This is a genomic window from Oerskovia flava, from assembly GCF_026163685.1.
GTDB lineage: Bacteria > Actinomycetota > Actinomycetes > Actinomycetales > Cellulomonadaceae > Oerskovia_A > Oerskovia_A flava.
This window is the reverse complement of sequence record NZ_JAOXSR010000009.1, coordinates 1-23,327: the sequence shown is the minus strand read 5'-3', so window position 1 is coordinate 23,327 and position 23,327 is coordinate 1. Positions and strand designations below refer to the sequence as shown.

At 73.4% G+C, this 23,327-nt stretch carries 21 protein-coding genes; 12 read left to right on the top strand and 9 right to left on the bottom strand.

Annotation, left to right across the window (positions count from 1 at the left end; genetic code table 11):
• Positions 1 to 79: 79 nt before the first annotated feature.
• Positions 80 to 790 (bottom strand): DUF4241 domain-containing protein, encoded by a 711-nt coding sequence (locus OHL10_RS14240; protein WP_265522894.1) that lies wholly within the window; start codon positions 788 to 790, stop codon positions 80 to 82.
• A gap of 85 nt (positions 791 to 875) precedes the next feature.
• Positions 876 to 4,493, bottom strand: a complete 3,618-nt coding sequence (locus tag OHL10_RS14235) for a S8 family peptidase (protein ID WP_265522893.1) — start codon at positions 4,491 to 4,493, stop codon at positions 876 to 878.
• A 306-nt stretch (positions 4,494 to 4,799) separates the two neighbouring features.
• Between OHL10_RS14235 and OHL10_RS14230 the strand changes: the two genes are divergently transcribed.
• Positions 4,800 to 5,588 carry a hypothetical protein gene (locus OHL10_RS14230; RefSeq protein ID WP_265522892.1) on the top strand — a complete coding sequence of 263 codons (789 nt, stop codon included), beginning with the start codon at positions 4,800 to 4,802 and terminating at the stop codon, positions 5,586 to 5,588.
• A 45-nt stretch (positions 5,589 to 5,633) separates the two neighbouring features.
• The gene (locus OHL10_RS14225; RefSeq protein WP_265522891.1) at positions 5,634 to 6,074 is read left to right on the top strand and encodes an OsmC family peroxiredoxin; all 441 of its coding nucleotides are present in this window, start codon (positions 5,634 to 5,636) and stop codon (positions 6,072 to 6,074) included.
• A 78-nt stretch (positions 6,075 to 6,152) separates the two neighbouring features.
• Here the strand turns inward: OHL10_RS14225 and OHL10_RS14220 are convergent, their stop codons facing one another.
• Complete coding sequence (locus OHL10_RS14220) at positions 6,153 to 7,211, bottom strand: NAD-dependent epimerase/dehydratase family protein (RefSeq protein WP_265522890.1); 1,059 nt, start codon at positions 7,209 to 7,211, stop codon at positions 6,153 to 6,155.
• A gap of 339 nt (positions 7,212 to 7,550) precedes the next feature.
• Between OHL10_RS14220 and OHL10_RS14215 the strand changes: the two genes are divergently transcribed.
• Positions 7,551 to 10,427, top strand: a complete 2,877-nt coding sequence (locus tag OHL10_RS14215) for an FAD-binding and (Fe-S)-binding domain-containing protein (protein ID WP_265523036.1) — start codon at positions 7,551 to 7,553, stop codon at positions 10,425 to 10,427.
• A gap of 7 nt (positions 10,428 to 10,434) precedes the next feature.
• Here OHL10_RS14215 and OHL10_RS14210 read toward each other — a convergent pair whose 3' ends face one another.
• Positions 10,435 to 11,460 carry an NADP-dependent oxidoreductase gene (locus OHL10_RS14210; protein ID WP_265522889.1) on the bottom strand — a complete coding sequence of 342 codons (1,026 nt, stop codon included), beginning with the start codon at positions 11,458 to 11,460 and terminating at the stop codon, positions 10,435 to 10,437.
• Positions 11,461 to 11,543: 83 nt separating this feature from the next.
• Complete coding sequence (locus tag OHL10_RS14205; protein ID WP_265522888.1) at positions 11,544 to 11,930, bottom strand: DUF1304 domain-containing protein; 387 nt, start codon at positions 11,928 to 11,930, stop codon at positions 11,544 to 11,546.
• 107 nt (positions 11,931 to 12,037) lie between these two features.
• Between OHL10_RS14205 and OHL10_RS14200 the strand changes: the two genes are divergently transcribed.
• Positions 12,038 to 12,613, top strand: coding sequence for a TetR/AcrR family transcriptional regulator (locus OHL10_RS14200; RefSeq protein WP_265522887.1), 576 nt, complete (start codon positions 12,038 to 12,040; stop codon positions 12,611 to 12,613).
• A 45-nt stretch (positions 12,614 to 12,658) separates the two neighbouring features.
• Here the strand turns inward: OHL10_RS14200 and pdxR are convergent, their stop codons facing one another.
• Positions 12,659 to 14,137: a MocR-like pyridoxine biosynthesis transcription factor PdxR gene (gene pdxR / locus OHL10_RS14195; protein WP_265522886.1), complete on the bottom strand. Its 1,479-nt coding sequence runs from the start codon at positions 14,135 to 14,137 to the stop codon at positions 12,659 to 12,661.
• A gap of 38 nt (positions 14,138 to 14,175) precedes the next feature.
• On the opposite strand from pdxR, the gene OHL10_RS14190 reads away from it, so the two are divergent.
• The 5 genes from OHL10_RS14190 to OHL10_RS14170 all read left to right on the top strand — a co-directional run bounded on the left by OHL10_RS14190 (position 14,176) and on the right by OHL10_RS14170 (position 17,738).
• Entirely contained in the window at positions 14,176 to 15,201 is a 1,026-nt protein-coding gene (locus tag OHL10_RS14190; protein ID WP_265522885.1) for an aldo/keto reductase, read from the top strand.
• Between the two features lie 122 nt (positions 15,202 to 15,323).
• Positions 15,324 to 15,767, top strand: a complete 444-nt coding sequence (locus tag OHL10_RS14185; protein WP_265522884.1) for a hypothetical protein — start codon at positions 15,324 to 15,326, stop codon at positions 15,765 to 15,767.
• Between the two features lie 51 nt (positions 15,768 to 15,818).
• Positions 15,819 to 16,403, top strand: coding sequence for a hypothetical protein (locus OHL10_RS14180; protein WP_265522883.1), 585 nt, complete (start codon positions 15,819 to 15,821; stop codon positions 16,401 to 16,403).
• Between the two features lie 25 nt (positions 16,404 to 16,428).
• Positions 16,429 to 17,034: a nitroreductase family protein gene (locus tag OHL10_RS14175; RefSeq protein ID WP_265522882.1), complete on the top strand. Its 606-nt coding sequence runs from the start codon at positions 16,429 to 16,431 to the stop codon at positions 17,032 to 17,034.
• Between the two features lie 98 nt (positions 17,035 to 17,132).
• Complete coding sequence (locus tag OHL10_RS14170) at positions 17,133 to 17,738, top strand: dihydrofolate reductase family protein (RefSeq protein WP_265522881.1); 606 nt, start codon at positions 17,133 to 17,135, stop codon at positions 17,736 to 17,738.
• Here the strand turns inward: OHL10_RS14170 and OHL10_RS14165 are convergent.
• Entirely contained in the window at positions 17,702 to 18,559 is an 858-nt protein-coding gene (locus OHL10_RS14165) for a glycosyltransferase family protein (RefSeq protein ID WP_265522880.1), read from the bottom strand. The genes OHL10_RS14170 and OHL10_RS14165 overlap by 37 nt on opposite strands.
• Positions 18,556 to 19,485 (bottom strand): 2-phospho-L-lactate transferase, encoded by a 930-nt coding sequence (gene cofD / locus OHL10_RS14160; RefSeq protein ID WP_265522879.1) that lies wholly within the window; start codon positions 19,483 to 19,485, stop codon positions 18,556 to 18,558. Before cofD ends, OHL10_RS14165 begins: the two co-directional genes overlap by 4 nt.
• A 104-nt stretch (positions 19,486 to 19,589) precedes the next feature.
• Here cofD and OHL10_RS14155 point away from each other — a divergent pair, with 104 nt between their 5' ends.
• Entirely contained in the window at positions 19,590 to 19,889 is a 300-nt protein-coding gene (locus OHL10_RS14155) for an MTH1187 family thiamine-binding protein (RefSeq protein WP_265522878.1), read from the top strand.
• Between the two features lie 135 nt (positions 19,890 to 20,024).
• Positions 20,025 to 21,530: a restriction system modified-DNA reader domain-containing protein gene (locus OHL10_RS14150; RefSeq protein WP_265522877.1), complete on the top strand. Its 1,506-nt coding sequence runs from the start codon at positions 20,025 to 20,027 to the stop codon at positions 21,528 to 21,530.
• A gap of 21 nt (positions 21,531 to 21,551) precedes the next feature.
• Here the strand turns inward: OHL10_RS14150 and OHL10_RS18735 are convergent, their stop codons facing one another.
• On the bottom strand, positions 21,552 to 21,773 hold the full coding sequence (locus tag OHL10_RS18735) for a hypothetical protein (protein WP_425499015.1): 222 nt from the start codon (positions 21,771 to 21,773) through the stop codon (positions 21,552 to 21,554).
• A 160-nt stretch (positions 21,774 to 21,933) separates the two neighbouring features.
• On the opposite strand from OHL10_RS18735, the gene OHL10_RS14140 reads away from it, so the two are divergent.
• The gene (locus OHL10_RS14140) at positions 21,934 to 22,926 is read left to right on the top strand and encodes a helix-turn-helix transcriptional regulator (RefSeq protein WP_265522876.1); all 993 of its coding nucleotides are present in this window, start codon (positions 21,934 to 21,936) and stop codon (positions 22,924 to 22,926) included.
• The last annotated feature ends 401 nt before the right edge of the window (positions 22,927 to 23,327 follow it).

Genomic DNA, 23,327 nt, shown 5'->3' with positions numbered 1-23,327 from the left:
ACCGGGGTTCTACGTCGCGCACGGAGGTTCTACCTCGCGTGGGTGTCTCTGGGGGCCAGTCGTCGTCGGGGGTCAGTCGTCAGTCGTCGTCCTCGTCCTCGTCCTCGTCGTCCGTCGGGCCGGCGACCAGCAGGTCGATGTGCACGCCGAGGAGGTTGCCGTCGGCGTCGTCGGTGCGGACCACGGGGTAGTGCCCGTCGCCCCAGCCCGAGTGGACGAGCACGACGTTCTCGCCCTGGGTCGCGCCCGGCAGGAGGATGTTCGCCGCACCGGTGCGCAGGTGCTCGGGGTCGTCCATCCGGGCGAACCAGCTCGTGTCCGTCCCGTCGTCGAAGACGGTCTCGTACCAGTCGCCCGCGGGCATGAGGGCGGTGACGGCGTCGGCGTCGGCGAACGCCACCGTCCCGGCGTCGACGGGCACACCGAAGTACTTCCCGTCCGACAGCTCCGCGGCGTCCGCTCCCTCGGGGACGACCGGGCGGACCGCGGCGACCTCGCCCTCGGCGAGCACGACGCTCAGGTACGCCTCGCGCAGGTGGCTCCCGTCCTTCTCCGTCGAGACGTCCGCGATCGTCACGCGCACGGGGTAGCTGCCCGGCGGCACCGGCACGACGAGACCTTCCCCGAGCAGGACGAACGGGTCGCTCGCCTCCAGGCGTCCGCTGCGGACCCACAGCTCGCCGAGCTCGTGCACGCTCAGCGGGTACGCGCACCCGGGCACGGCGCCCGTGCGCAGCGCGAAGAACTCGGGGTCCGGGGCGGTGTCGGTGCTGCTCAGGGGCTCGTCCATGGGGACACCGTAGGGCACCGGCAGCACGACGGCGGGGTGGTGACCGGCTCCGAACCGGTCACCACCCCGCCGCCGTGCGCGCGGACTACGAGCAGCTGATCTGCTCGTAGGCGGCCTCGTACTCGGTGGTCACGTCCACGCCGTCGATCGTGGCGTTGCCGGTGACCGTCACGGTGCCCTCGTCGACCGCGACCTGTCGGGTGTTGAACGTCTGATAGGCGTTCTTGCCCGCGCCCACCTGGGGGAAGGCCTTGTCACCGAACGGTGTGTCGAACGAGACGGACGCCGCGACGTCGCTCTCGTTGAGCGCACGCACCGCGAGGTGCGCGCGCGGCCCGATGCACCGCGTCTCGGCGGTCACGGCGAGCTCGACGGTCGCGTCCGACGTCGACACGTCGACGACCTGCCACCGCGAGGTGGGCCGTGCGTTGTGCATGTGCAGCATGAGCAGCTTGCCGGTGCCGTCCGCGGCCGCCTCCTCGGAGCGGTGCACCGTGAGCGACGTGTCGTCAGCCCCGGCGAAGAGCAGCGAGTCGGGGGCACCGCCCTCGAACCAGTACGCGGGGGCGTACGGGTCACCGGTGAACGTCTCGCTCGCGTCGACGATCTGGTCGGGTGACGTGGCGAAGACCGAGTAGGTCACGACACGGAACGTCGGCTCGGTACCGGGCGTGATCCCGAGCGGCTCGAGCGGGAGGGGCACGACCAGCACGTTGTTGTCGAAGACCGACGTGTCGACGTCGCCCCACTGCGAGTTCACGGGGATCTGGGTGAGGAGCGCACCCGCCGCGTAGGCCCCGTCGGGGTCGTCCTTGAGCGCGTACGTCTCAGCGAGCGTCACGTCCGTCTGGAGGTCGTACTTCCAGACCACGGTCTCGAACTCCGGGTCGCCGTCGCCGTCGAGGTCCGTCTCCACGACGGGGATGACCCGGCTGCCGAGCGTGGCCCACTCGCCGTCGACCGCGACACCGATCCCGATGGTGCCGGTGGTCGGGTCGCCGCCGGCGGCCTCGATCTGCGGTGCGGTGGAGGAGAACCCGATCGCCCGCAGGTCGCCCGCCGCGATGAGCGACGCGGACGTCCCCTCGGCGGCGTCGGCCTCGAGCCGCGGGCTCGTGGTCTTCAGCTCGAACGGCGCGAGGATCGAGAGCCAGCCGCCCGACGCGACGCCGCGACCGGACAGGTCGAGCGAGGCCTCGGTCGCGTTCTCCCCGCCGAAGACGACGGGGTCGGCCGACAGGTCGCTGACGAGCTTGGGCGCCGCCTGGACGGGCACGCGCAGCTCGTTGCCGCCGCCCTCCGGGGTGAGGACGACGCGGCCGGTGACCATGGAGACGACGTCCCGCGGCACCCCGAGGAGGGTGGGCGACGACGTCGGGTCGAGCTCCTTCTCGAGGGTCGTGGGGTCGGCCGTGAGGGTCACGGTGACGACGCCGGACCGCCCGGGGGCGACCGTGACCTCGGCCGGCGTCACCGTGACGGCGGCACCGCCCGACGTGCTGGACGACGTGAAGCCCGTCGAGTAGGTGACCGGCTCGTCGCCGGTGTTCTTCACCGTCACGGGCTTGCGCAGGGTGACGGTGTCCGCCCCGACGGGGACGACGCCGTAGGAGACCGAGACGAGGTCGGGGTCCTGCGCGGCGAAGGCGAGGGTGGTGCCCTGGGTGGCGTCGAGCGCGTCCACGCGCCCGGAGCCGACCCGCTCGGGGCCGTAGGCGGTGCCGGACCCGTCGAGGCCGGTCCACACGTCGTTCGTCGCCGTGTTCATGACGGACGCCTTGACCTCCTGGGGCGTCCACCCCGGGTTGGCCTGCTTGACGAGCGCGGCGATGCCGGCGACGTGCGGCGCGGCCATGGAGGTGCCGGACTTGATCGACGCACCCGTGAGCCGGCCGGAGGCGGCCGAGGCGATACCGGTGCCGGGCGCCGCGACGTCGGGCTTGACGACGCCGAGCGAGCCGTGGACGCCGCGCGACGAGCCGGCGTTGAGGGTGTCACCGATCTCGGGGAGCTCGACGAACTCGGAGTTCGCGTACGACGGGCCGATCGTCATGACGACCGTGCCGTCCTCGATCGCGGGCCGCAGCTCGTCGTGGCTCGGTCCGGTGAGCTGCGCGCCGGGGATGCCCGCGTTGCCGGCGATCCCGGCCTCGAAGACGGGCAGCTCGGAGGTCAGCAGGACACCGACGGCGCCGCCGGCCTCGGCGTTGTTGAACCGCGCCGCGCTGCCGCACCAGCCGGCGGAGGTGGAGTCGTCGTCCCAGTACAGCAGGACGATGTTGCCGTCGGCAGCCGCTGCCTGCTCCTCGGTGAACGGCTGGCAGCCGGTCACGTCGGCGCCGAGGAACGCGACCGGTGCGGTCACGTCGTCCTCGCCCGCGTAGTTCACGGAGTTCTGCGCGGGGTAGGTGCCTGCGAGCTCTGCGGGCTCGACGACCTCGACGGCGTCGAACGTCTGCGTGTTGCCGACGGAGTTCGCGACGGTCAGCGCGGACCGGGAGTTGCCCGGCGAGCCGCCGACGTCGACCGCGTCCCCGGCGTTGCCCGACGCGATGACGGACAGCGTCCCCAGGCGCGAGAGCTGGTCGATGAAGAGGTTCTCGGGGTCGTCGACGGGGGTGGCGTCGGAGCCGAGGGAGAGGTTGACGATGTCGAGGCGGTCGGAGAGGTCCCCGTCGCCGTTCGGGTCGGCCGCCCACTCGAGCGCGTCGATGACGACGCCCGTGGAGCCGCCGAGGTCACCGAAGACCTTGAGCGAGTACAGCCCGGACTCGGGGGCCGAGCCGGGGCCGACCTCCCAGTCGGAGATGTCGTCGAGCTCGGTGTAGTCGCCCCGGAAGGTCTCGCCGTCCGCGGTGACGCCGTACGCCCCCGTGGTGCCGGCGACGTGCGAGCCGTGCCCGGAGCCGACGGAGTCGAGGGAGTCGATGGGGTTCTCGTCGGGCGTCGGGACGAGGGTCGTGCCGGGCACGGTCCCGCTCGCGTCGTAGTCGTAGCCCGCGAAGTCGTAGCCGCCGAGGTACTTCACCTCGTCGAACGTCCCGTCCGGCACGGGGCCCTCGCCGCGCTCGCCGTAGGCGAGGTCGAAGGCCTCCTGGGTGCCGGGTCCGCCGAACGCGGCGTGCGTGTAGTCGATCCCCGTGTCGATGATGCCGACACGGACGCCCTCGCCGGTGAACCCGGTGTCCTGCCAGGCGGCCAGCGCCTCGGTGAACGCGGCACTGCCCTTGTTCGCGGGCTGCTTCGGCACGATCCGGTAGACGGCGGTCACCGCGTCCTCGCGGGCCAGCGCACGGATCCGGTCGGCGTCGCCGGTGACGACCACCCCGGCGACGAGGGTGCTCGTCACGGAGAGCTGCTGCGGCATACGGGCCCCGGCGGTGCGCGCGGTGGCCTGCTGGGGGACGACCTCGTCGGCCAGCTCGGCCACGTCCTCGCGACCGGCCTCGACCTGCGAGGGGCTCGCGCCGGACTCGCTGAGCTCGACCCCGGACGGGGCGTCCAGCTCGACGAAGGCGGTGACCGGTCCGGTGGCGTCGGCCAGGGAGGGAGTGATCTTGTCGGTGGGCGCCAGGTCGGCGCTCGCGACCGGCAGCCCGGGCCCGTCCGCGGGGTCAGGTGGCGGGGCGGCGGCCGCGGGCAGTGCGGCGGCCGACGCGACCGCGAGGCTGGACAGGGCTGCTAGCAGCGAACGGCGCTTCATCGACACTCTTTTCCCCGGTCTGACCGGTGTCTTCGAGGGTTGTGCTGGATGGGTCCTTCCCTCGGCGCCGGCGGGTTGTGCCGACAGCCCATGTGCACGCTATAGGCGAATCGCCGCAGGCGACACCGGAGCGTCCCGCGGTTGTCCACAGGCGTGCGACAGGTACGAGACACGGCTGTCCAGGGGCCCCTAGGATCGCGGCGGGGGCAGCGGGACGTCGGCGTTCCGCGGTCGTCCTCACCCGCGCGTCAGGTCCACGGGGTCGTACAGCCCCGGGGCGTGGCCTCAACGCACAAGGAGCAGAGGATGAACAGACGTGGTTCTCGCCGTACCGCACTCGTGGCGGCCGTGGTGCTGATCGCCGGGGTCGCCGTGGGAGGGACGCTCCCGGCGGGCGCATCGGAAGCCGTACCCGCACTCCCGGGCGAGGTGGACCCCGGGCCGACCTGCACGGTCGGCGCGTCGCCCGCCCTGCCTGGCCAGGACCCGGCCACGGTGCCCGACCCGGTGGAGGAGTGCTTCGACTCTCTCGCGGAGGCGCTCAGTCACGTCACGGGTCTGCCGGAGCACCAGCTCGCGGACGTCGCGACGACCCGGGAGGGGGTGCGTGAGATCGCCGTCGCGCACAACGAGGCCGTGGCGGCCGGCGCCGACCGCGCGGCCCTCGCGGCGGGCGTCGCAACGCGGACGACGGGCGCCGCCGGTGCCGCCGACCTCACGGTGAAGAACGGGTCGACGGACCTGGGGGCCGTCCGTGCCACGGGCGCCCTGGATGCCGTGACGCCGTCGTCGTCGATCTTGCTGGGCTTCATCGCGAAGGGTTCGAACTGGACCGGGGCGACGAGGATCTTGTGGGGCACCAGCGGGAACGGTTGCCGCACGGGCTCGACGTACGGCTTCCCCAACATGCGCAACGTGGGCTACAACAACGTCATCAGCTCGGCCGAGTCGTACTCCGGCTGCTGGGGGACGTACTACGACGAGTTCAGCTACAAGGGTGCTCGGCGCAACTGCACCCCGACCTGCTCCACGATGGGCGTGATGGACAACAGGACGTCGTCGATCGTCTACCGCCCGGCCGGCACGCTCGGCTGACGCGTTACGGTCGGGGGGTTCTAGATCCCGATGCGAGGAGTACTCATGGCAGTCCGTACCGCACGTACCGCGTGGAATGGTTCCGTCTCGGAGGGCTCGGGTCAGGTCGAGCTGACGAGCTCGGGGACGGGCACGTTCGACGTCTCCTTCCCTCGTCGCGAGGCGGAGACCGCCGACGGTGTGACGAGCCCCGAGGAACTCATCGGCGCCGCGCTCTCGTCGTGCTACTCGATGCAGCTCAGCGCCCTGCTGGGCGGGGCGGGTGCGACGGTCGTCGCGCTCGAGGTGACGGCCGACGTGACGTTCGCCGCGGACCCGGCCGGCGGCTTCCACATCCCGTCCGTCGCACTGACGGTCCGGGGCGAGGTCGAGGGGATCGACGCCGAGGGCTTCCGGAAGACGGCCGAGGAGGCGAAGGCCACCTGCCCGGTGTCCAAGGCGCTGACCGGCACGACCATCACGCTGGACGCGACCGTCGAGTCCTGACGGCGTCTGCGCCCGCTCTGCGGAGCGAGCCCGCCCGCTCCTGCTGCCCGACGCCGCGGCCCACCCGGGCTGCGGCGCTCACCCGGGCAGCAGGGGCGGGCTCTGGGTTCCCGCACCCTGCGCGAGCCCGTCGATCATCTCGGCGAGGACCGACCGCGCGTCGTGCACGGGTTCCCAGTGCAGCAGTGCCCGCGCGCGGGCGGAGTCGAGGACGGGCACGCCGATGGCGGCGTCGAGCCAGCCCGGCTCGACCGGCGCGACCCGCGCGTGCCACGCGAGGGACAGCGCGCGCTTGAGGGTCGGCGCGGCGACCTCACGAAGATTCCCACCCGCGACGACGTCCGCGACGTCGGCGCCGGTCAGCACGTCGTCGTGGGCGAGGTTGAACCCGCCGTGGTGGCGGCCGACGACGATCTGGCGGTACCCCTCGGCCGCGTCGTCGGCGTGCAGGAGCTGGATCCGCAGGCCACGGGGCCACACGAGCGTCGGCAGTTGCCCCGACCGGCGCAGCGGCGCGGCGAGCAGCCGGCCGAAGAGCAGGCGCGTGAGCTCGCTCGCGGCGTCCCGCTGGACCGTGAAGGCCGAGCGCACACGGGTGACGACGAGCTCGGGGTGGTCCTCCTCCAGCTCGTCGAGCATGCGCTCGACCGCGACCTTCGACCGGCTGAGCACGGAGGTCGCGATGCCCTCGGTGGGCCAGGTCTCGAGGCGGGGGACGTCGTCGGGCGGGGCGGCCGGCGGGCCGACGGGGGAGTAGACGCTCGCGCACGACGCGACCACGAGGTGCGGGACGCCCGCGGCGACGGCTGCGCGCGCCACCCGCCGGGTCCCGGTGAGGTTGACGCGGTCCAGGTGGGCGGTGTCGTGGCTCGGGCTGAGGGCCCACGCGAGGTGCACGACGGCATCGGCCCCGGCGAACGCCTCGGTCAGCCGCTCGTGGACCACCCCGCGCGGGTCCGTCAGGTCGCAGCGCACCCAGTGCGCGGTGTCGAACGGCGGGACGACGGTGCTCGTGCCGTCCGCCCGCGGCACCCGGCTGGCCACCGCCACGACCGAGGTCACGGTCGGGTCGAGCGCGAAGCGCCGCAGCAGCGCCGAGCCCACGTTCCCGCTCGCCCCGACGATCACCACGCGCATGCTCTCTCCCTCGCCTCGTCCGTCACATCGCCTCCGCACGCTCTCGCAGCACCGTGCCCGGCACCACCCACCTTGCCAGCAGCCCCGAGCAGCGCGCGCGACGAAGCGCCCGGCAGACGAGCACCGGACCCGACGCCTGCCGGACCCGACTGCAGCAGGGCGCTCGCGGATGCGAGAATCGCGGACGTGTCAGCTGAACCCGAGACCACCGGAGCGCCCGCACCGACCGAGGCGCAGGAGCGGGACGCCCGTGCGGAGGAGGAGCGCTCCGCGGCGAAGCGAGAGGCCGAGCGCGCCGCCGACGCGGCCCGGGACGCGCTCGCCCGGGCGCTGCGGACCGTGACGCGCGGCGAGGTCGACTCCTCGGTGCGGCGCCGCGCCGAGTACTCGACGGACGCCTCGAACTACCGGGTGGTCCCGGAGGTCGTCGTCTTCCCCAAGGACACCGACGACGCGATCGCGGCCCTGGACGTGGCCCGTGAGCTGAAGGTCCCGATCACCGCGCGCGGCGCCGGGACGTCGATCGCGGGGAACTCCATCGGGACGGGTGTGGTCCTCGACTTCTCCCAGCACGTGCACCGGGTGCGCCGGATCGACCCGCAGGCGCGCACGGCGCGCATCGAGCCGGGTGTGGTCATGTCGTCGTTGCAGGCGCAGGCCGCGCCGCACGGGCTGCGGTTCGGGCCGGACCCCTCGACGCAGAACCGGGCCACCCTCGGCGGCATGATCGGCAACAACGCGTGCGGCCCGCACGCGGTCGCGTTCGGCCGCACGGCCGACAACGTCGTGGACCTCGACGTCGTGGACGGCACCGGGCGGCGCTTCACGGCCCGCTCGGGCGACCCGACGTTCGCGGACGTGCCGGGCCTCGCCGACCTCGTGCGCGACAACCTCGCGCTGATCCGCACGGAGTTCGGCCGGTTCGGCCGGCAGGTCTCGGGCTACTCGCTCGAGCACCTCCTCCCGGAGAACGGCTCGGACCTCGCGAAGGCGCTCGTGGGCACCGAGGGGTCGCTCGTGACGATCCTCGGCGCGACGGTCCGGCTCGTGCCGATGCCCTCGAAGCCGACGCTCGTGGTGCTGGGCTACCCGGACATGCCGAGCGCGGCCGACGACGTCCCCGCCCTGCTCGACCTGCACCCGTTCGCGATCGAGGGCCTCGACGCTCGCCTGGTCGACGTCGTCCGTCGCCACCGCGGGGAGGCGTCGGTCCCGCCGCTGCCCCCGGGCGCGGGCTGGCTGATGGTGGAGGTCGGCGGGCAGACCCCTGCCGAGGCGCAGGCGAACGCCGAGGCGATCGTGGCGGCGTCGGGCAGCGAGGCGACGATCATCCTGCCCGCGGGCCCCGAGGCCACGGCCATGTGGCAGATCCGGGCCGACGGCGCGGGGCTGGCCGGGCGCACGCCCGCCGGCAAGCAGGCGTGGCCGGGCTGGGAGGACTCCGCGGTGCCGCCCGCACGGCTGGGCGCCTACCTGCGCGACCTCGACGCGCTCATGGCGCGCTACGGCGTCGACGGCCTGCCGTACGGGCACTTCGGCGACGGCTGCATCCACCTGCGCATCGACATCCCGCTCGAGACGTCCGGGTCGGTGCTGCGCACGTTCATGACGGACGCCGCGACGCTGGTCGCGAAGTACGGGGGCTCGATGTCGGGGGAGCACGGCGACGGCCGGGCGCGCTCCGAGCTGCTGCCGCTGATGTACTCGGCGGACGCGATCGCGCTCATGGAGCGGTTCAAGGCGCTGTTCGACCCCGAGGACGTGATGAACCCGGGGATCGTGGTACGTCCGAGCGCGATCGACGAGGACCTGCGCCGGCCCCAGGCCCGCCCCGTCCTCGCGAAGGTCGGCGCCGACGCCAAGGGCATCAGCAAGCGGGCGGGCTTCACCGGGTTCTCGTTCGCGCACGACGACGGCGACCTCACCAAGGCCGTGCACCGCTGCGTGGGCGTGGGCAAGTGCCGCGCGGACACGAGTGCGTCGGGTGGCTTCATGTGCCCGTCGTACCAGGCGACGAAGGACGAGAAGGACGTCACGCGTGGCCGCGCGCGCGTCCTGCAGGAGGCCGTCAACGGCACGCTCGTCGGTGGGCTCACGGCGCCGGAGGTGCGGGAGTCGCTCGACCTGTGCCTGTCCTGCAAGGCGTGCTCGAGCGACTGCCCCGCGGGCGTCGACATGGCGCAGTACAAGTCCGAGGTGCTGCACCGCACGTACAAGGGGAAGCTGCGCCCCGTCGACCACTACGCCCTGGGCTGGCTCCCGCGCTGGGCGCGCCTCGCGGGCACGATGCCGCGGTTCGTCAACAAGCTCCTGGGCGTGCGTCCGATCGCGCGGCTCGTCCTCGCGCTCGGCGGGATGGACACCCGCCGCGAGGTGCCGGCGTTCGCCGAGGTGCCGTTCCGCACCTGGTGGAAGCGCGGCGGTGCCACGCAGGGGGTGCCCGGGCTGGCGCTCGGGCAGCAGCCCGGTCGCCCGCCGGGCGCTGCCCCGCGGCCCCGGGTCGTGCTGTGGACGGACTCGTTCAGCGACGCGCTGTCGCCGAGCGTCCCGCAGGCCGCGGTCAAGGTCCTCACAGCCGCGGGCTACGACGTCGTCGTACCCGACGAGCAGGCGTGCTGCGGGCTGACGTGGATCAGCACGGGCCAGCTCGACGGGGCGCGCAAGCGGCTGGAGAAGCTCCTGTCCGTGCTGGGCCCGTACGCCGTGAACGGCATCCCCATCATGGGGCTGGAACCCTCCTGCACGGCCGTGCTGCGCTCCGACCTGCTCGACCTGTTCCCCGACGACCCGCGCGCGAAGGCCGTCGCGGCGGCGACCCGCACGCTCGCCGAGCTGCTCACGTCGGTGGACACCGCACCCGACACCCGCAGCGGCTGGACCCTGCCGGACCTGTCCGACGTGACCGCCGTCGTCCAGCCGCACTGCCACCAGCACTCGGTCATGGGCTTCCGCGCGGACGAGCGGCTGCTCAAGGACGCCGGTGCGCGGATCGAGGTGCTCGCGGGGTGCTGCGGGCTCGCCGGGAACTTCGGGATGCAGAAGGGTCACTACGACGTGTCGGTCGCCGTCGCGGAGAACGCGCTGCTGCCCGCGCTGCGCGACGCCGCCGAGGGCGACGTCTACCTCGCCGACGGGTACTCGTGCCGCACGCAGGCGGACCAGCTCGCCGGGGTGCAGGGCAAGGCGCTCGTGGAGCTGCTCGCCGAGCGGTTGTGACCCGGGGCTACCGGGCGGGCGTCCCCACGCGCACGACCATCTTCCCGACGTTGGCGCCGCGCATCATGTCCAGGAACGCGTCGACCGTGTGGTCGATGCCGTCGACGACGGTCTCGTCGTAGGCGATCTTCCCCTCGGCGAACCAGCCGGACATGTGCTCGCGGAACTCCGCGGCGAGCCCGAGGTAGCCTCCGAGCGTGAACCCCTGCAGGGTCAGCCCGCGGGTGATGAGGTTCCCCAGGTTGTCCGGCCCCGGCGCGCGGTCGGTCGCGTTGTACGCGGCGATGGCCCCGCACAGGGCGACGCGGCCGCCGTCGTTCATGACGTCGAGGGCCGCCTCCAGGTGGTCGCCGCCGACGTTGTCGAAGAACACGTCGACACCGTCCGGGACGAGCGCGGGGAGCTGCGTGCGCACGGGGGCGGCCTTGTAGTCGAGGGCGGCGTCGTAGCCGTAGCGCTCCGTGAGCAGCTCGACCTTGCGCGGTCCACCGGCGGACCCGACGACGCGCGCCGCGCCCAGCAGGCGCGCGATCTGCCCGGCCGCGGTCCCGACGGCGCCCGCGGCACCGGAGACGAGGACCGTGTCGCCGGGCTTCATGCCGGCGATCGCGGTGAGGCCGACATAGGCGGTGAGGCCGGTGAGGCCGAAGATCCCCAGGTGGACCGACGACGGGTGGCCCGGGATCTCGGGCGCCACGCGGAACCCGGCGGCGTCCTCCTGCACGACGTCCCGCCAGCCGTGCTGGTGCAGCACGAGCGCCCCGACGGGCAGCTCGTCGACCGTCGTCTCGACCACGCGTCCCACGGCGCCGCCGGTCATGGTCTCGCCGAGGGCGAAGGGCGGGGTGTAGCTCTTCACGTCGTTCATGCGGCCGCGCATGTACGGGTCGACGGACACGAACTCGTTGACCACGCGCACCTGGCCCGGGGCGAGGTCGCCGTACTCGACGGTGACGGTACGGAAGTCGTCGGAGGTCGGCCAGCCCTCGGGACGGGCGACGAGCTGGACCTGCGTGCTGAGGGCGGACGACATGCGGGGACCTCCGGGGGTGCGGGGTGCGGGTGGGGTGGTGCGTCGGGTAGGACGCGGGGTGGTGCGGGGTGCGGGTCGCTCGGTCAGAGGACCAGCCCGGCCACGGTCGCCAGGACGGCGAGCAGCGGCAGCATGCCCTGCTTGATCGCGGCGGCGCGGTGCGCGCGCGAGGACAGGAGCAGCACGAGCGCGGCGGCGAGCATCGACCCGGTGCCGGTGAGCACCAGGGTGATCCCGACGGTCTGCTCGCCTGCCAGGTGCAGGACGATGCCGAGCACGGTCGCGATCGCGAGGAACAGGTTGTAGAAGCCCTGGTTGAACGCGAGCGAACGGGTGGCCTCGGCCTCCTCGTGGGTCGTGCCGAACGTCGCGCGAGCCCGTGGGCTCGTCCACGCCACGGACTCCAGGTAGAAGATGACGACGTGCAGTGCCGCGGCGGCGGCAGCGATCACGAGTCCGACGGCGATCATCCGGCTGCTCCTTCGTCTGGGGTCGGCGGCTCCGACCTTTTCTGTAACGATCGTTCCACAACATATACTGGACCGCACGGTTCACAAAAATTGTGGGAGGAGCGTGGATGGGCAGGCCTCAGACGTTCGACACGGCGGACGTCGTGCGCGCGGCGCGCGCGACCTTCTGGGAGCACGGGTACGAGGACGCGTCGATGCCACGCCTCGAGGTGTCGACCGGCCTGCGCCGGTCCAGCCTCTACCACGCCTTCGGCAGCAAGCGCGGGCTCTTCGACGCCGCCGTGACGAGCTACCTCGACGAGGTCGTCCGCCCCCGCCTCGCCGCGCTCACGGCTCCTGACGTCGCACCCGACGCGGTCATCGACTACTTCGCCGGCCTCCGTGCCGCGCTCGCCTCCCCCGGGACCGTCCAGGCCGAGAGCGGCTGCCTGCTCATCAACGCGGCAGGTGCACCGATCGGCAAGGACCCCGTCGTGCGCGAGACCGTCGCCGCCTACCGGGCAGAGCTGCGCACCGCGGTCCGCGCCGGCGTCGTCGCGCACTTCCCGGACCGCTCCGCCGCCGAGCACGACCGCGTCGCCGACCTGTGCACCGCGCTCCTCGTCTCCGCGCTGCTCCTCACCCGCGTCGACCATCCGCAGGCGCTCGCGAACCTCGACGCGGCGCTCGACCTGCTCGCCTGACGACCGTCAGGGGTGTCGCGCGTGGTGCTTGCGGTCGGTGATGTGTCAACGCGACGTCCCGGCCGCGCGCACGGCGTCGGCGAGCCGTCGCACCGCCTCGGCCACCCGCGCGTCGGCGAGGTTGCCATACCCGAGGACGATCGTCGTCGAGAGCGCGACGGGGTGAGCCTGGTAGCGGCGCAGGTCCACGACAGCCACCGCGCGCGCCGCGGCCTCCGGCACGACGTGCGCGGCGTCGGGCGCCTCGTCTCCCAGGTGGAGCAGCGCATGCATGCCGGCGGCGATGCCGCGTACCCCCGCTGCGGGCAGCTCGTGGGCGAGGGCTGCGAGCAGCGCGTCGCGGCGGCGTCGGTAGCGCCCGCGGGCCGCGCGCAGGTGCCGGTCGTACGCGCCTGACCCGACGAGCCGCGCGAAGGTGAGCTGCTCGACGACGGACGGTCCCGACGTCGGCCCGTGCTCGCGCGCCACGGCCTCGCGCCAGCGCGGCGGGACGACCATCCACCCGAGGCCGAAAGCCGGGGACAGGGTCTTGCTGATCGAGCCGAGCAGCACGACGCGGTCCGGCGCGAGTCCCTGGAGCGCGGCGACGGGGCGTCGGTCGTAGCGGAACTCGGCGTCGTAGTCGTCCTCGACGACGAGGCCGTCTACCTCTCGCGCCCAGGCGACGACGGCCTCGCGCCGCGCGGGAGCGAGAGCCGTCCCGGTGGGGAACTGGTGTGCCGGCGTGAGCAGAGCGACCCGTGCCCCTGTCCGGCGAGAGGCGGCGACCAGCGCCGCGGTGTCGACCCCGTCGGCGTCGACTGGCACCGGGACGGGCACGAGCCCGGCCCGCGCCGCGACGTCGCGCAGCACCGGCCAGCTCGGGTTCTCGACGAGCAGGTGCGTGTGCCCGTCCGCGGCGAGTGCGGCAGCCACGCGCGCCATCCCGTCGGTCGCGCCGTGCGTGACGACGACGGCCTCGTGCCCGCCCGCGACGACCCGTGCCCGGTGCAGGTGCCCCGCGATCGCGGCGCGCGCCCGGGGGTGGCCGCTCCGTGCTGGTGCATCGAGATCGTCGTTCGACGCCGTCGAGAGCGCCTCGCGGGCTGCACGCAGCCAGGCGTCGCGCGGGACGTGCCGAAGGTCGGGCACTCCGGGCGCGAGGTCGTACGGCAGGCGAGGGGCGACGCGTGCCTCGCTGCCAGGTGGCGCACCGGCGACGGTCCGCGACGCAGCGGCACGTGGCGACGCAGAGGCGGCCACACGCGTCGCCGAACCGGTGCGCGCCTCCAGGACGCCCTCCGCGACGAGCTGGCCGTAGGCCTCGGTGACGACCCAGCGGGAGACGCCGAGCGTCTCCGCGAGCTGTCGGCTCGGCGGGAGGGCCGCGCCGACGGGCGCCCGGCCCGCGCGCACGGCGTCGCGGACGGCGTGCTCGAGCCGCGCGACGCGCGAGCCCGAGCCGGTGCCGAGGTCGAGCAGCGCCTCCCAGGCGAGCGTCGTCGGAGGACCGAGGACTGACGGATTGGTCTGCTCCGCTGCCATGGAATCGGACCGTACACCCAGGCCGATGAGTTCGTAGCGTGGACGACGCCATCATGACCCGCACGATCAGGGAGAGCACCATGCGCTACCGCACCATCGGCGACGGCCGGACCACCTTCGACGTGTCGACGCTGTGCCTCGGCACGATGAACATGGGCACGCAGGTCGACGAGGACACGTCGTTCGCCGTCCTCGATCGCTACCTGGAAGCCGGTGGGACGTTCCTGGACACGGCGAACAACTACAGCTACTGGCAAGGTGGCCACGGACGCGACAGCGAGGACCTGCTGGGTCGCTGGCTCGCGAACCGCGGCGTCCGTGACCAGGTCCGCCTCGCGACGAAGCTCGGCGCGGCGAAGAAGGACCCGGCGCTCCCTCTGCAGAACGTCGAGCCGACGAACTTCCAGGGTCTTGACCCGCGAGTCGTCGCGTACGAGGCCCACGAGAGCCTGCGTCATCTCGGCGTGGACCACCTCGACGTGCTGTACGGGCACGTCGACGACCTCGACACCCCGCTCGCCGAGACGATCGGGGCGTACGGCAAGCTCCAGGCCGAGGGTGCCGTCGGGATCACGGGCATCTCCAACGTGGCCCTGTGGCGTGTCGTCGAGGCACGCGAGGAAGCGTCCCGGCAGGGGATCGCGCCCTACGGGCTCGTCCAGCAGAACCTCACGTACGTCTATCCGACACCCGAGCCGGGGCGGCACAACTGGGCGTCGTACGAGCTGCTCGACTACGCGGCGTCGACCGGGATGCCGGAGCGGCCACCGCTTGCCGTCGTCGCGTACTCCCCGATCCTTCAGGGTGCGTACGTGCGGCGGGACAAGCCGCTGTGGGACGGGTTCGACCACCCCACCACGCGTGAGCGCATCCGCACGCTCCACGAGGTGGCAGGCCAGGTCGGCGCGACGCCGAACCAGGTCGTCCTCGCATGGCTCCTCGGCGGCGACCACCCCGTGATCCCGGTGATCGGTCCGAGCACCGTCGAGCAGCTCGACGAGCTCCTCGGCGCCGTCGACCTCGACCTCGACCCCGACGTCCGAGCACGGCTCGACGCGGCGTGACGCCGGTCCTGAGAAGTTCTCGTCCTGAGGGTCAGGGAGGGATCCCCGGGCTGGGCGTCACGATCGGATGACGATCCGAGCCGGGAGCGCGGGACGCGTGGAGCGCGTCCTAGGGTCGGTCCATGGGAGCTCTGGACCGTGCCCGACGACACGCGCTCGCCCCTGCGGTGCTGCTCGCCGTCGGGGTGGGCGCGGTCGCAGCCGGTTGCGTCGGGCCCTGGGGCGGCGACAGGGGAGGCGTGACGGTCGACGAGGTCGCCCTGTGGGGACCGAGCGTGGGTGCGGGCGACGCCGCGCTGATCGAGGGACGCCTCACCGTCGACGGCGGGTGCGTCTACATCACCGACGGGTCCGGGGTCCGCTGGCTCCCGGTCTTCAACGAGGACCGGGTGGCCTGGGACGGCGAGACCCTGCGGACCGGCGACGGCGCGTTCGTCGCCGGCGACGCGATCAGCATCGCGGGCGGTGTGCTGCGCGAGCGCGTCGCCCAGGACTGGGAGCCACCGGAGGACCTGCACGTCCCGGACACCTGCGCACCGGACGCCGTCTGGAACGGGGCCAGCTGACCCGCGGCGCTCGTGGGCGTGGGACCAGGCCGGTGGTGCATCCTTGACGTCGTGAGGGTCGAGTACACGAGCGCGGTGCCGGACGACGTCCCGGAGCGCCTCGCCACCGAGGTCGACGACGCCGTGGAACCCCGGACCTTCGCGCCGCTCGACGCGGCCGCGGCGCGGGAGCTCGCGGAGCGCTACCTCGAGCACTTCCTCAAGTTCACCGGCACCCGGGCGGAGCGGCTCGAGGACGACGCGGAGATCGAGGTCTGGGACGAGGTGGGAGACCGTGCGCGCGAGGAACCGGACCCGCTGCCGCTCCTCGACGCGCTGGTGACGCTCGGGTACGAGCGCGTCCCGCTCGACGATCACGCGTTCCTCGCGTTCGTGGCCGCAGGGGCGGTCGAGGACGCGGTGGTCGAGCGCACCGATCTCCGCGAGGCGATCGCGGAGCGGTCCCGCACTGGACCGGCGTGGCGCCTGGCGGTGCAGGACGTGTGGGTCGACGCCGACCTCGCGGTGACGCTCCCCGCACCGCTCGACGAGCTCGTCACGATGCTCGGCACGCCGGACGGCACGCCGGGCGGCGCCGGACGCCGGGAACGTCGCCGAGCGTCGAAGCGCCAAGGTCGCCGTGGGCGCCACCGCTGACGCGAGCGTCTGAGACGATCACGGCATGGAGTTCCAGGACGTCGTGCGCCGACGCCGTATGGTCCGCCGGTTCACGGACGAGCCGGTGGCACCCGAGGCGGTCGAGCGGTTGCTGCGCAACGCGGTGCGTGCCCCGAGCGCGGGGTTCGCCCAGGGCTGGGCGTTCGTCGTGCTGACCGAGCCCGACGACGTCGCACGCTTCTGGGAGGCCTCCACCCCACCGCCTGGGGGCAGGCAGATGGGCACGTGGCTCGACGGGATGCGCACGGCACCGGTGATCGTCCTGGTCCTGACGTCGAAGGACGCCTACCTGCGGCGCTACGCCGAGGACGACAAGGGCTGGGCGGACCGGGACGAGAACCGCTGGGCCGTGCCGTACTGGCACGTCGACGCGGGGATGGCCTCGCTGCTCATGCTCCAGACGGCCGTCGACGAGGGACTCGGCGCGTGCTTCTTCGGTGTGCAGCCGGGCGAGGTCCCGCGCCTGCGCGAGGCGTTCGGCATCCCTGACGAGTTCGCGCCGACGGGCGTCGTCGCGCTCGGGCACCCGGGGGACGACCGCCCGAGCGGGTCGCCCCGCCGTCGTCCCCGCAAGCCGCTCGACGACGTCGTGCACCGGGGGCGCTGGTAGCCGGGGCCGGAGGGCGTTCGATCGACCGATGACTTCGGGCGCCGGGACGGGTCCACAGGACCGAGAGCCGGTCGGCGGCTCGACGACGGGAGTCAGGCATGGGCACGCTGCTGGTGGTGGAGAACGTCTCGCTCGACGGGGTGGCGCAGTCCCCGGGACGGCCGGACGAGGACACACGCGACGGGTTCGACCGTGGAGGGTGGGCGACCACGTGGTTCGCCCAGGACCCGGAAGGGGCCCGGGCGGCGATGAGCGGCGGCGGCGTGACCTCGGCGTTCCTCTTCGGGCGCCGCACCTACGAGGACTTGGTCGGGTACTGGCTCACGACACCCGAGCCGAACCCGTTCGCCGACATCCTGCGCTCGACGCCGAAGCACGTCGCGACGCGCACGCTCGACGAGCCGTTGGCGCACCCGGCGTCGCACCGGCTCGGGGCCGACCTCGTCGACGCGGTCACGGCGCTCAAGCGTGACGTCGAGGGCGAGATCGTGGTCCTCGGCAGCATCCGCCTCGTGCACCAGCTCGCGGCCGCCGGGCTCGTCGACGCCTACCTCTTGACGACGGTCCCGGTGCTGCTCGGTGACGGGCTGCGGCTCTTCGACGGCACACCGGCGCACCTCGAGGTCTCGGGCGCGACGGTATCCCCGCGCGGTGCCCTCACGGCGACCTACAGCGTGCTGCCGTCCGGCGCGGGCGAGCCCTGAGGCGAGTCCGTCGGCAGTGACGGCACCGCACTCGTCATCCGCCGTCGGACGTCCGCCGGCAGCTCGTCCCAGTCCTCGAGCGTGTCCAGGTCCGTGGCGGTCCCGGGCTGGTGCACGACGACGGCCCGCACCGAGAGCCGCTCGGCCTCCCGCAGGTGCGCCCCAAGGCTCCCCACCCCGAACCGAAACTGAAACACCCCTTGCCGAACACGACCCTGCTGTCGTTCTCCGGGCGGGGACGGCAGCAAGGTCGTGCTCGAGGGCGAGGAGAGCGGGGGTTCGAGAGCGAGGAGGTTCGTGCCCGAGCGGTGCCGGTCCGTCGCGACGACGACCGGCGCGTCCTCGGCCAGCACCGCCACGACGTCGGCGGGCGAGAGCGCCGGCAGGTCCGCGTGCGCGACCAGCAGCCGCACCCCGCCGTCGTCCGCGACGAGCTCGCGCGCGACGTCCAGCGCCGTGTTCAGCCCGGGCCGGTCCGCGGGCTGCAGGACGATGCGCAGCCGGTCGGCGCGTGCGGTCAGCGTCGGCAGGACGTCACGCCCGTCGTCCCCCTGGCCCGCCCCGGCCCCGTCGCGGGAGCCCGCCGACCCGGCCGCCGGCTCGACGACGAGGTCGTGCAGCGCCCGCCACGCGAAGCGCGGGTCGCCCGTCACGACGACCACCTGGTCGACCTGCTCGACCTCGAGCAGCACCTGCACGACGTGCCGGGCGAGCACACCGATCAACCGGCTGCGCGCCGCCGGGTCCAGCACGTTCGCCAGGCGTGACTTCCCGGAGGCGCCGTCGCGCAGCGGGACGACCGCGACGACCCGCTCGGTCACGCCGACTCCAGCAGCTCGTGCGCGAGGCGCTCGCGGCCCGGCCCGGCGCCCATGATGGTGTCGGTCACCAGCACCTCGAGGCCGAGGTCCCTGATCGCGGGGACGAGGTCCGCGTCGCGCTCGTCGACGCACATGACGTCGACCAGTCCCGCGTACAGGCGGGCCACGCCGAGTGCGGAGACCTCGTGCCCGAGCGACGCGAGCACGGCGGCGGCCGGGCCCTTGAGCGCCTGGCCGCCGACGATGGGGCTCACCGCGACCCGGCGGGCCGAGCTCGTCGCGAGCGCGTCGCGCACTCCGGGGACCGCGAGGATCGGGGCGATCGACAGGAAGGGGTTCGACGGGGCGAGCAGCACGACGTCGGCGCTCGCGACGGCGTCCAGCACACCGGGTGCGGGAGCGGCGTCGTCGGCCCCCTCGTACGTCAGGCCGAGGACCTCGTCGGCGTGCCGTCGCGCCACGAAGTACTCCTGGAAGTCGAGCCGTCCCGCCGGTGTGTCGACGAGGGTCGCGACGCGGTCGTCGGTCATGGGCAGGAGGCGCGCACGCACACCCAGCGCGCCAGCCAGCCGCGCGGTGACCTCGGTGAGCGTCGCGCCGGCGCGCAGGTGGGCGGTGCGCGCGACGTGCATCGCCAGGTCCTTGTCGCCGAGGAGGAACCATGCGTCCTCGCCGAGCGACCGCAGCGTCTCGAGCGTCGTGAACGACTCGTCCGCCCGACCCCAGCCTGTCTCGGGGTTGACGACGCCCGCGAGCGTGTACGCCACGGTGTCGAGGTCGGGGCTGATGTCGAGCCCGTGCAGGCGGGTGTCGTCCGCCGTGTTCACCACGACGGTGAGGTCTGCCCCCGTCCGTTGCACACCGTGGGCGAGCTTGGCGCCGCCCACACCCCCGGCCAGGACCGTCACCCGCACGTCAGCGTTCACGGGCCCGAGCCTACGTCGCGGCGGCGGGCGGGCGGTGCGCCCGCGCGCCCGGTGTGACGCGATCACCGGTGGTCGCGGGGCGAGGGTCCGGGCAGGATGGACGGATGGCACTCTTCGCGTTCTCCGTCGCTCCGCTCGGTGCCGGGGAGTCCGTCACGGACTCCGTCGCCGAGGCCGTCCGCATCGTCCGGGAGTCCGGCCTGCCGAACCGCACCGACGCGATGTTCACGACGATCGAGGGCGAGTGGGACGAGTGCATGGACGTCATCAAGAGGGCGTCGGAGGCCGTGGGGGCCGCAGGCCACCGGGTCTCGCTCGTCGTGAAGGCCGACATCCGGCCGGGCCGTACGGGTGAGCTGACCGGCAAGGTGGAGCGTGTGGAGGCGCGCCTCGCCGACGCCTGAGGCCCCTCCGACCCCACGTGCCGGGACTGCTCCGACACCCGTCCGTGCGGCCCTGGGGCCGTCTTGACCGCCGACGTAGGCTATGCGTCACACGCGTTCGCCCTGAACGTGCTCGCGAACCGATGGAGATCCCTGATGCCCCTGTTCGAGGTGGACGCCGAGCGTCCGGTTCTCGTCCAGCCGTCACCGCCCGGAGGAGCTCTCGGGACCGATGCGCAGCGGGTCGTCGACGGCAACATCGACGGCCTGCTGGGCGAGCAGATCTTCCCCGTCGCGTCGGGCACCACGCCGGACGACCCGCACCTGCTGGCGCTCGACGCCGCGGGGCTGCCCGTGGTCATCGAGGTCGTGGGTGAGCTGACGGAGGCGTCGCTCGGCCAGGCGCTCAACCACGCGGGCCGCGCCGGGCGGTACACGCGCGCCGACCTCGCGGGCCAGTACTCCGGCGGTGCGGGACGGTTCCACCAGGACGTCTCGACCTTCTACGACAACGTCCCGCTGACCCGGTCGCAGGCGACGTCGCGCGCCACGGGCGCCCGGCTCATCATCATCTGCTCGAGCGCCGCGCCGAGCGTGCTCGACGCGCTGGACTTCCTGCGGCAGCCGGGGTCACCGGTCGCCGTGCTCCAGCTCGGTGTCGTGCACGGCGCCGACGGTCGGAGGTTCGTCGACGTCTCCCCGCTCACGGTCACCCGGAGCACGCCGGCCGAGCCTGCGGGACCCGAGGTGGCGTCGTTCGCCGAGGGCCTCGCCGTCGGTCGTGCGCTGACGGGCAAGCTCCCCGTCGTCACGCAGCACCCCCGTCCGGCCCCTGCGCCGGAGACTCCCGTCCCGGACCCGCCCCCCGCTCCGAGGCACCCGACCCGCGCTCCGAGCTCTTCCCTGTCCCGCGCGGAGCGTCGTCGGGCGCAGGAGGACCAGTCCCCGACGACCTACGGTGCCGCGGGGTCGACGGTCGAGACCGGCCCGATGCTGCCGATCGACATCGGCACCATCTCGGTCGAGCCGGCGCCGGAGCCACGGCAGTCGCCGCCGCCTGCCCCGGCCCCGGAGCGGGCCCCGTCCTCGACGCCCGACGACGGTCCCGTGCGGCGTGCGTCCATCCTCACCCGGGAGTCGGTGCGCACCCGGGAGTCGATCCGCACGCGCGAGTCCTACCTCTCCCACGGCTACGACGCCGCACCGCAGACCGCCGGCGACACGGGGTACGACCCGTTGTCGTACCGGCCCCCCGGGGACCTCGCCGTGCCTGACTACTCGGTGCCTGACTACTCGGTGCCTGACTACTCGGTGCCCGACCTGCCGACCCCGTCCGCAGGGCAGCAGGTCGTACCCGCACCGCCACAGGCGCACGACGTCCCGCCGCTCGGCCCGGACGACGACCCGGACCTCCTTGCCCTCGCCGGGGCGATCGGTGCGCCGACCCGGCTCGTGTGGTCGCGCCCGCGCCGCGGGCAGCGCTTCGAGGCCGTCCTCTACCCGGACGGCTTCATCGAGCTGACCGACGGCGCGCGCTTCCGCCACCCGGACGCGGCGGCGGTCGCGGTGTCGGGTACGCACACGGCCGACGGCTGGAGCGTGTGGCGGCTCGGCGACGGCGGGCCGAGCCTGACCGACGCGTTCCGCGCCCACCACGCGTGACCCTCGTGGCCTGAGCGCGGTTCAGTCGGTGGCGCGGACCATGGTCCGGATCCCCTCCGTGAGGCCGACCGTGGCGGTCGTGACCGCCACGACCGTCCACACCCGGCGTCGCATGCGCAGCGTCGTCGTCCTGCCGGCACCGTTGGGGCCGAGCACGGCGACGGGCCCGCCGGGCGCGACGTCGACGTCGATGCCGCGGACCGCGTGGACGGTCTGCCGGGCGCGGCTGCCGGAGCCCGCCACGTAGTCCTTGGTGTGCGATCGAGTGGAGATCCTCCGGGAGCGAGTTTCGGGGCGCGCGGGCGGTGCGCCCCAGGCGCGGGAGAGTCGGTTCGGCTGCAGGTCACCACCGTCGCCAGGGTAGAGGCCAGTTCCTGTCCTCTGGCCGTGCGAACCTGGAGCCATGCTCGAGACCTCCGGACGACTTCTCAAGCTCCTGTCGCTGCTCCAGGCACGCCGCGACTGGCCCGGCGGCACGCTCGCGGAGCGCCTCGACGTGAGCCCTCGCACCGTGCGTCGCGACGTCGACCGCCTGCGTGAGCTCGGGTATCCGGTCCGTGCGACCAAGGGGCCCGACGGCGGGTACCGCCTGGACGCCGGCGCCGACCTCCCGCCGCTGCTGTTCGACGACGAGCAGGCCGTCGCGGTGGCGGTCGCCCTGCAGGCCCCGCCGCTGGCGGGTACCGGGGAGGCGTCGCTGCGGGCGCTCGCGACGATCCGTCAGGTGATGCCGGCACGGTTGCGCAGCAGGATCGACGCGCTCCAGGCCACGGCGGTGGCGCGTGCTGGGGACGAGCGGAGAGAGGTGGACGGCGACGTCCTGCTCGCGGTGGGTGCGGCGGTGCGCGCGCGGGAGGTGCTGCGGTTCGACTACGAGGGCGGGTCCGGCAGCGAGACGGCGGCGCGCGCCGGGGAGCTCGGCCCGCCCCGACGGGCCGAGCCGCACCACCTGGTGACGTGGGGCGGGCGCTGGTACCTCGTCGCGTACGACCTGGAGCGGGACGACTGGCGTACCTTCCGGGTCGACCGGATGGGACCGCGCACCCCGACGGGCCCCCGCTTCACCCCGCGGGAGCTGCCCGCACCGGATGTCGCCACGTACGTCGCGGATCGGTTCGCCCGCCCGCCGGCGCCGGTCCGGGGCGTGGCGGTCCTGGAGGCCTCGGCGGAGGACGTCGCACACTGGGTCGGCGACGACGGCACGGTCGAGGCGCTCGACGTCGGGCGCTGCCGGGTGACTGCAGGGTCGTGGTCTTGGGGCGGCCTCGCTGCCTGGCTCGCGATGTTCGAGGTGCCCTTCCGGGTGGAGGGTCCCGCCGAGCTCGAGGCGGCGACGGCGGCGATGTCCGCACGGCTCCGCGCAGCCGTCGAGGAGGACCTGCAGGAGACGGCGTAGGGCGTCTCGAAGCCGTGGTAGTGTTCTACCCGCGCCGCGAGCCGCAGACATGCGATCTCGCGAAGCCACTCCCGGTCGGGAGGAACAGACACCCCAAGATCGATTCGTACGATCGCGTCCGGTGGCTGGTCCCACGGGAAAAACCCAGCTCAGGAATGGTCAGGACGCACCGCGCCGCCATGATAGAAATGGGACCCGGTTCTTCCCTTTCGATTCCACCGCGAGAAATTGCGCGGGTTTGGAAACGGGGCGGAGAGTCTGGTAAGTTTGACGAGTTGCCCCGAGTGAGGGTCCGCTGGGCGGGTCTGAGTCGGTGTGTGTCGGTTGTTTGAGAACTCAACAGTGTGCTTGATAGTCAATGCCAATATCCCTCGTCGGGTGTCTGGTGGTCATCGTTGTGG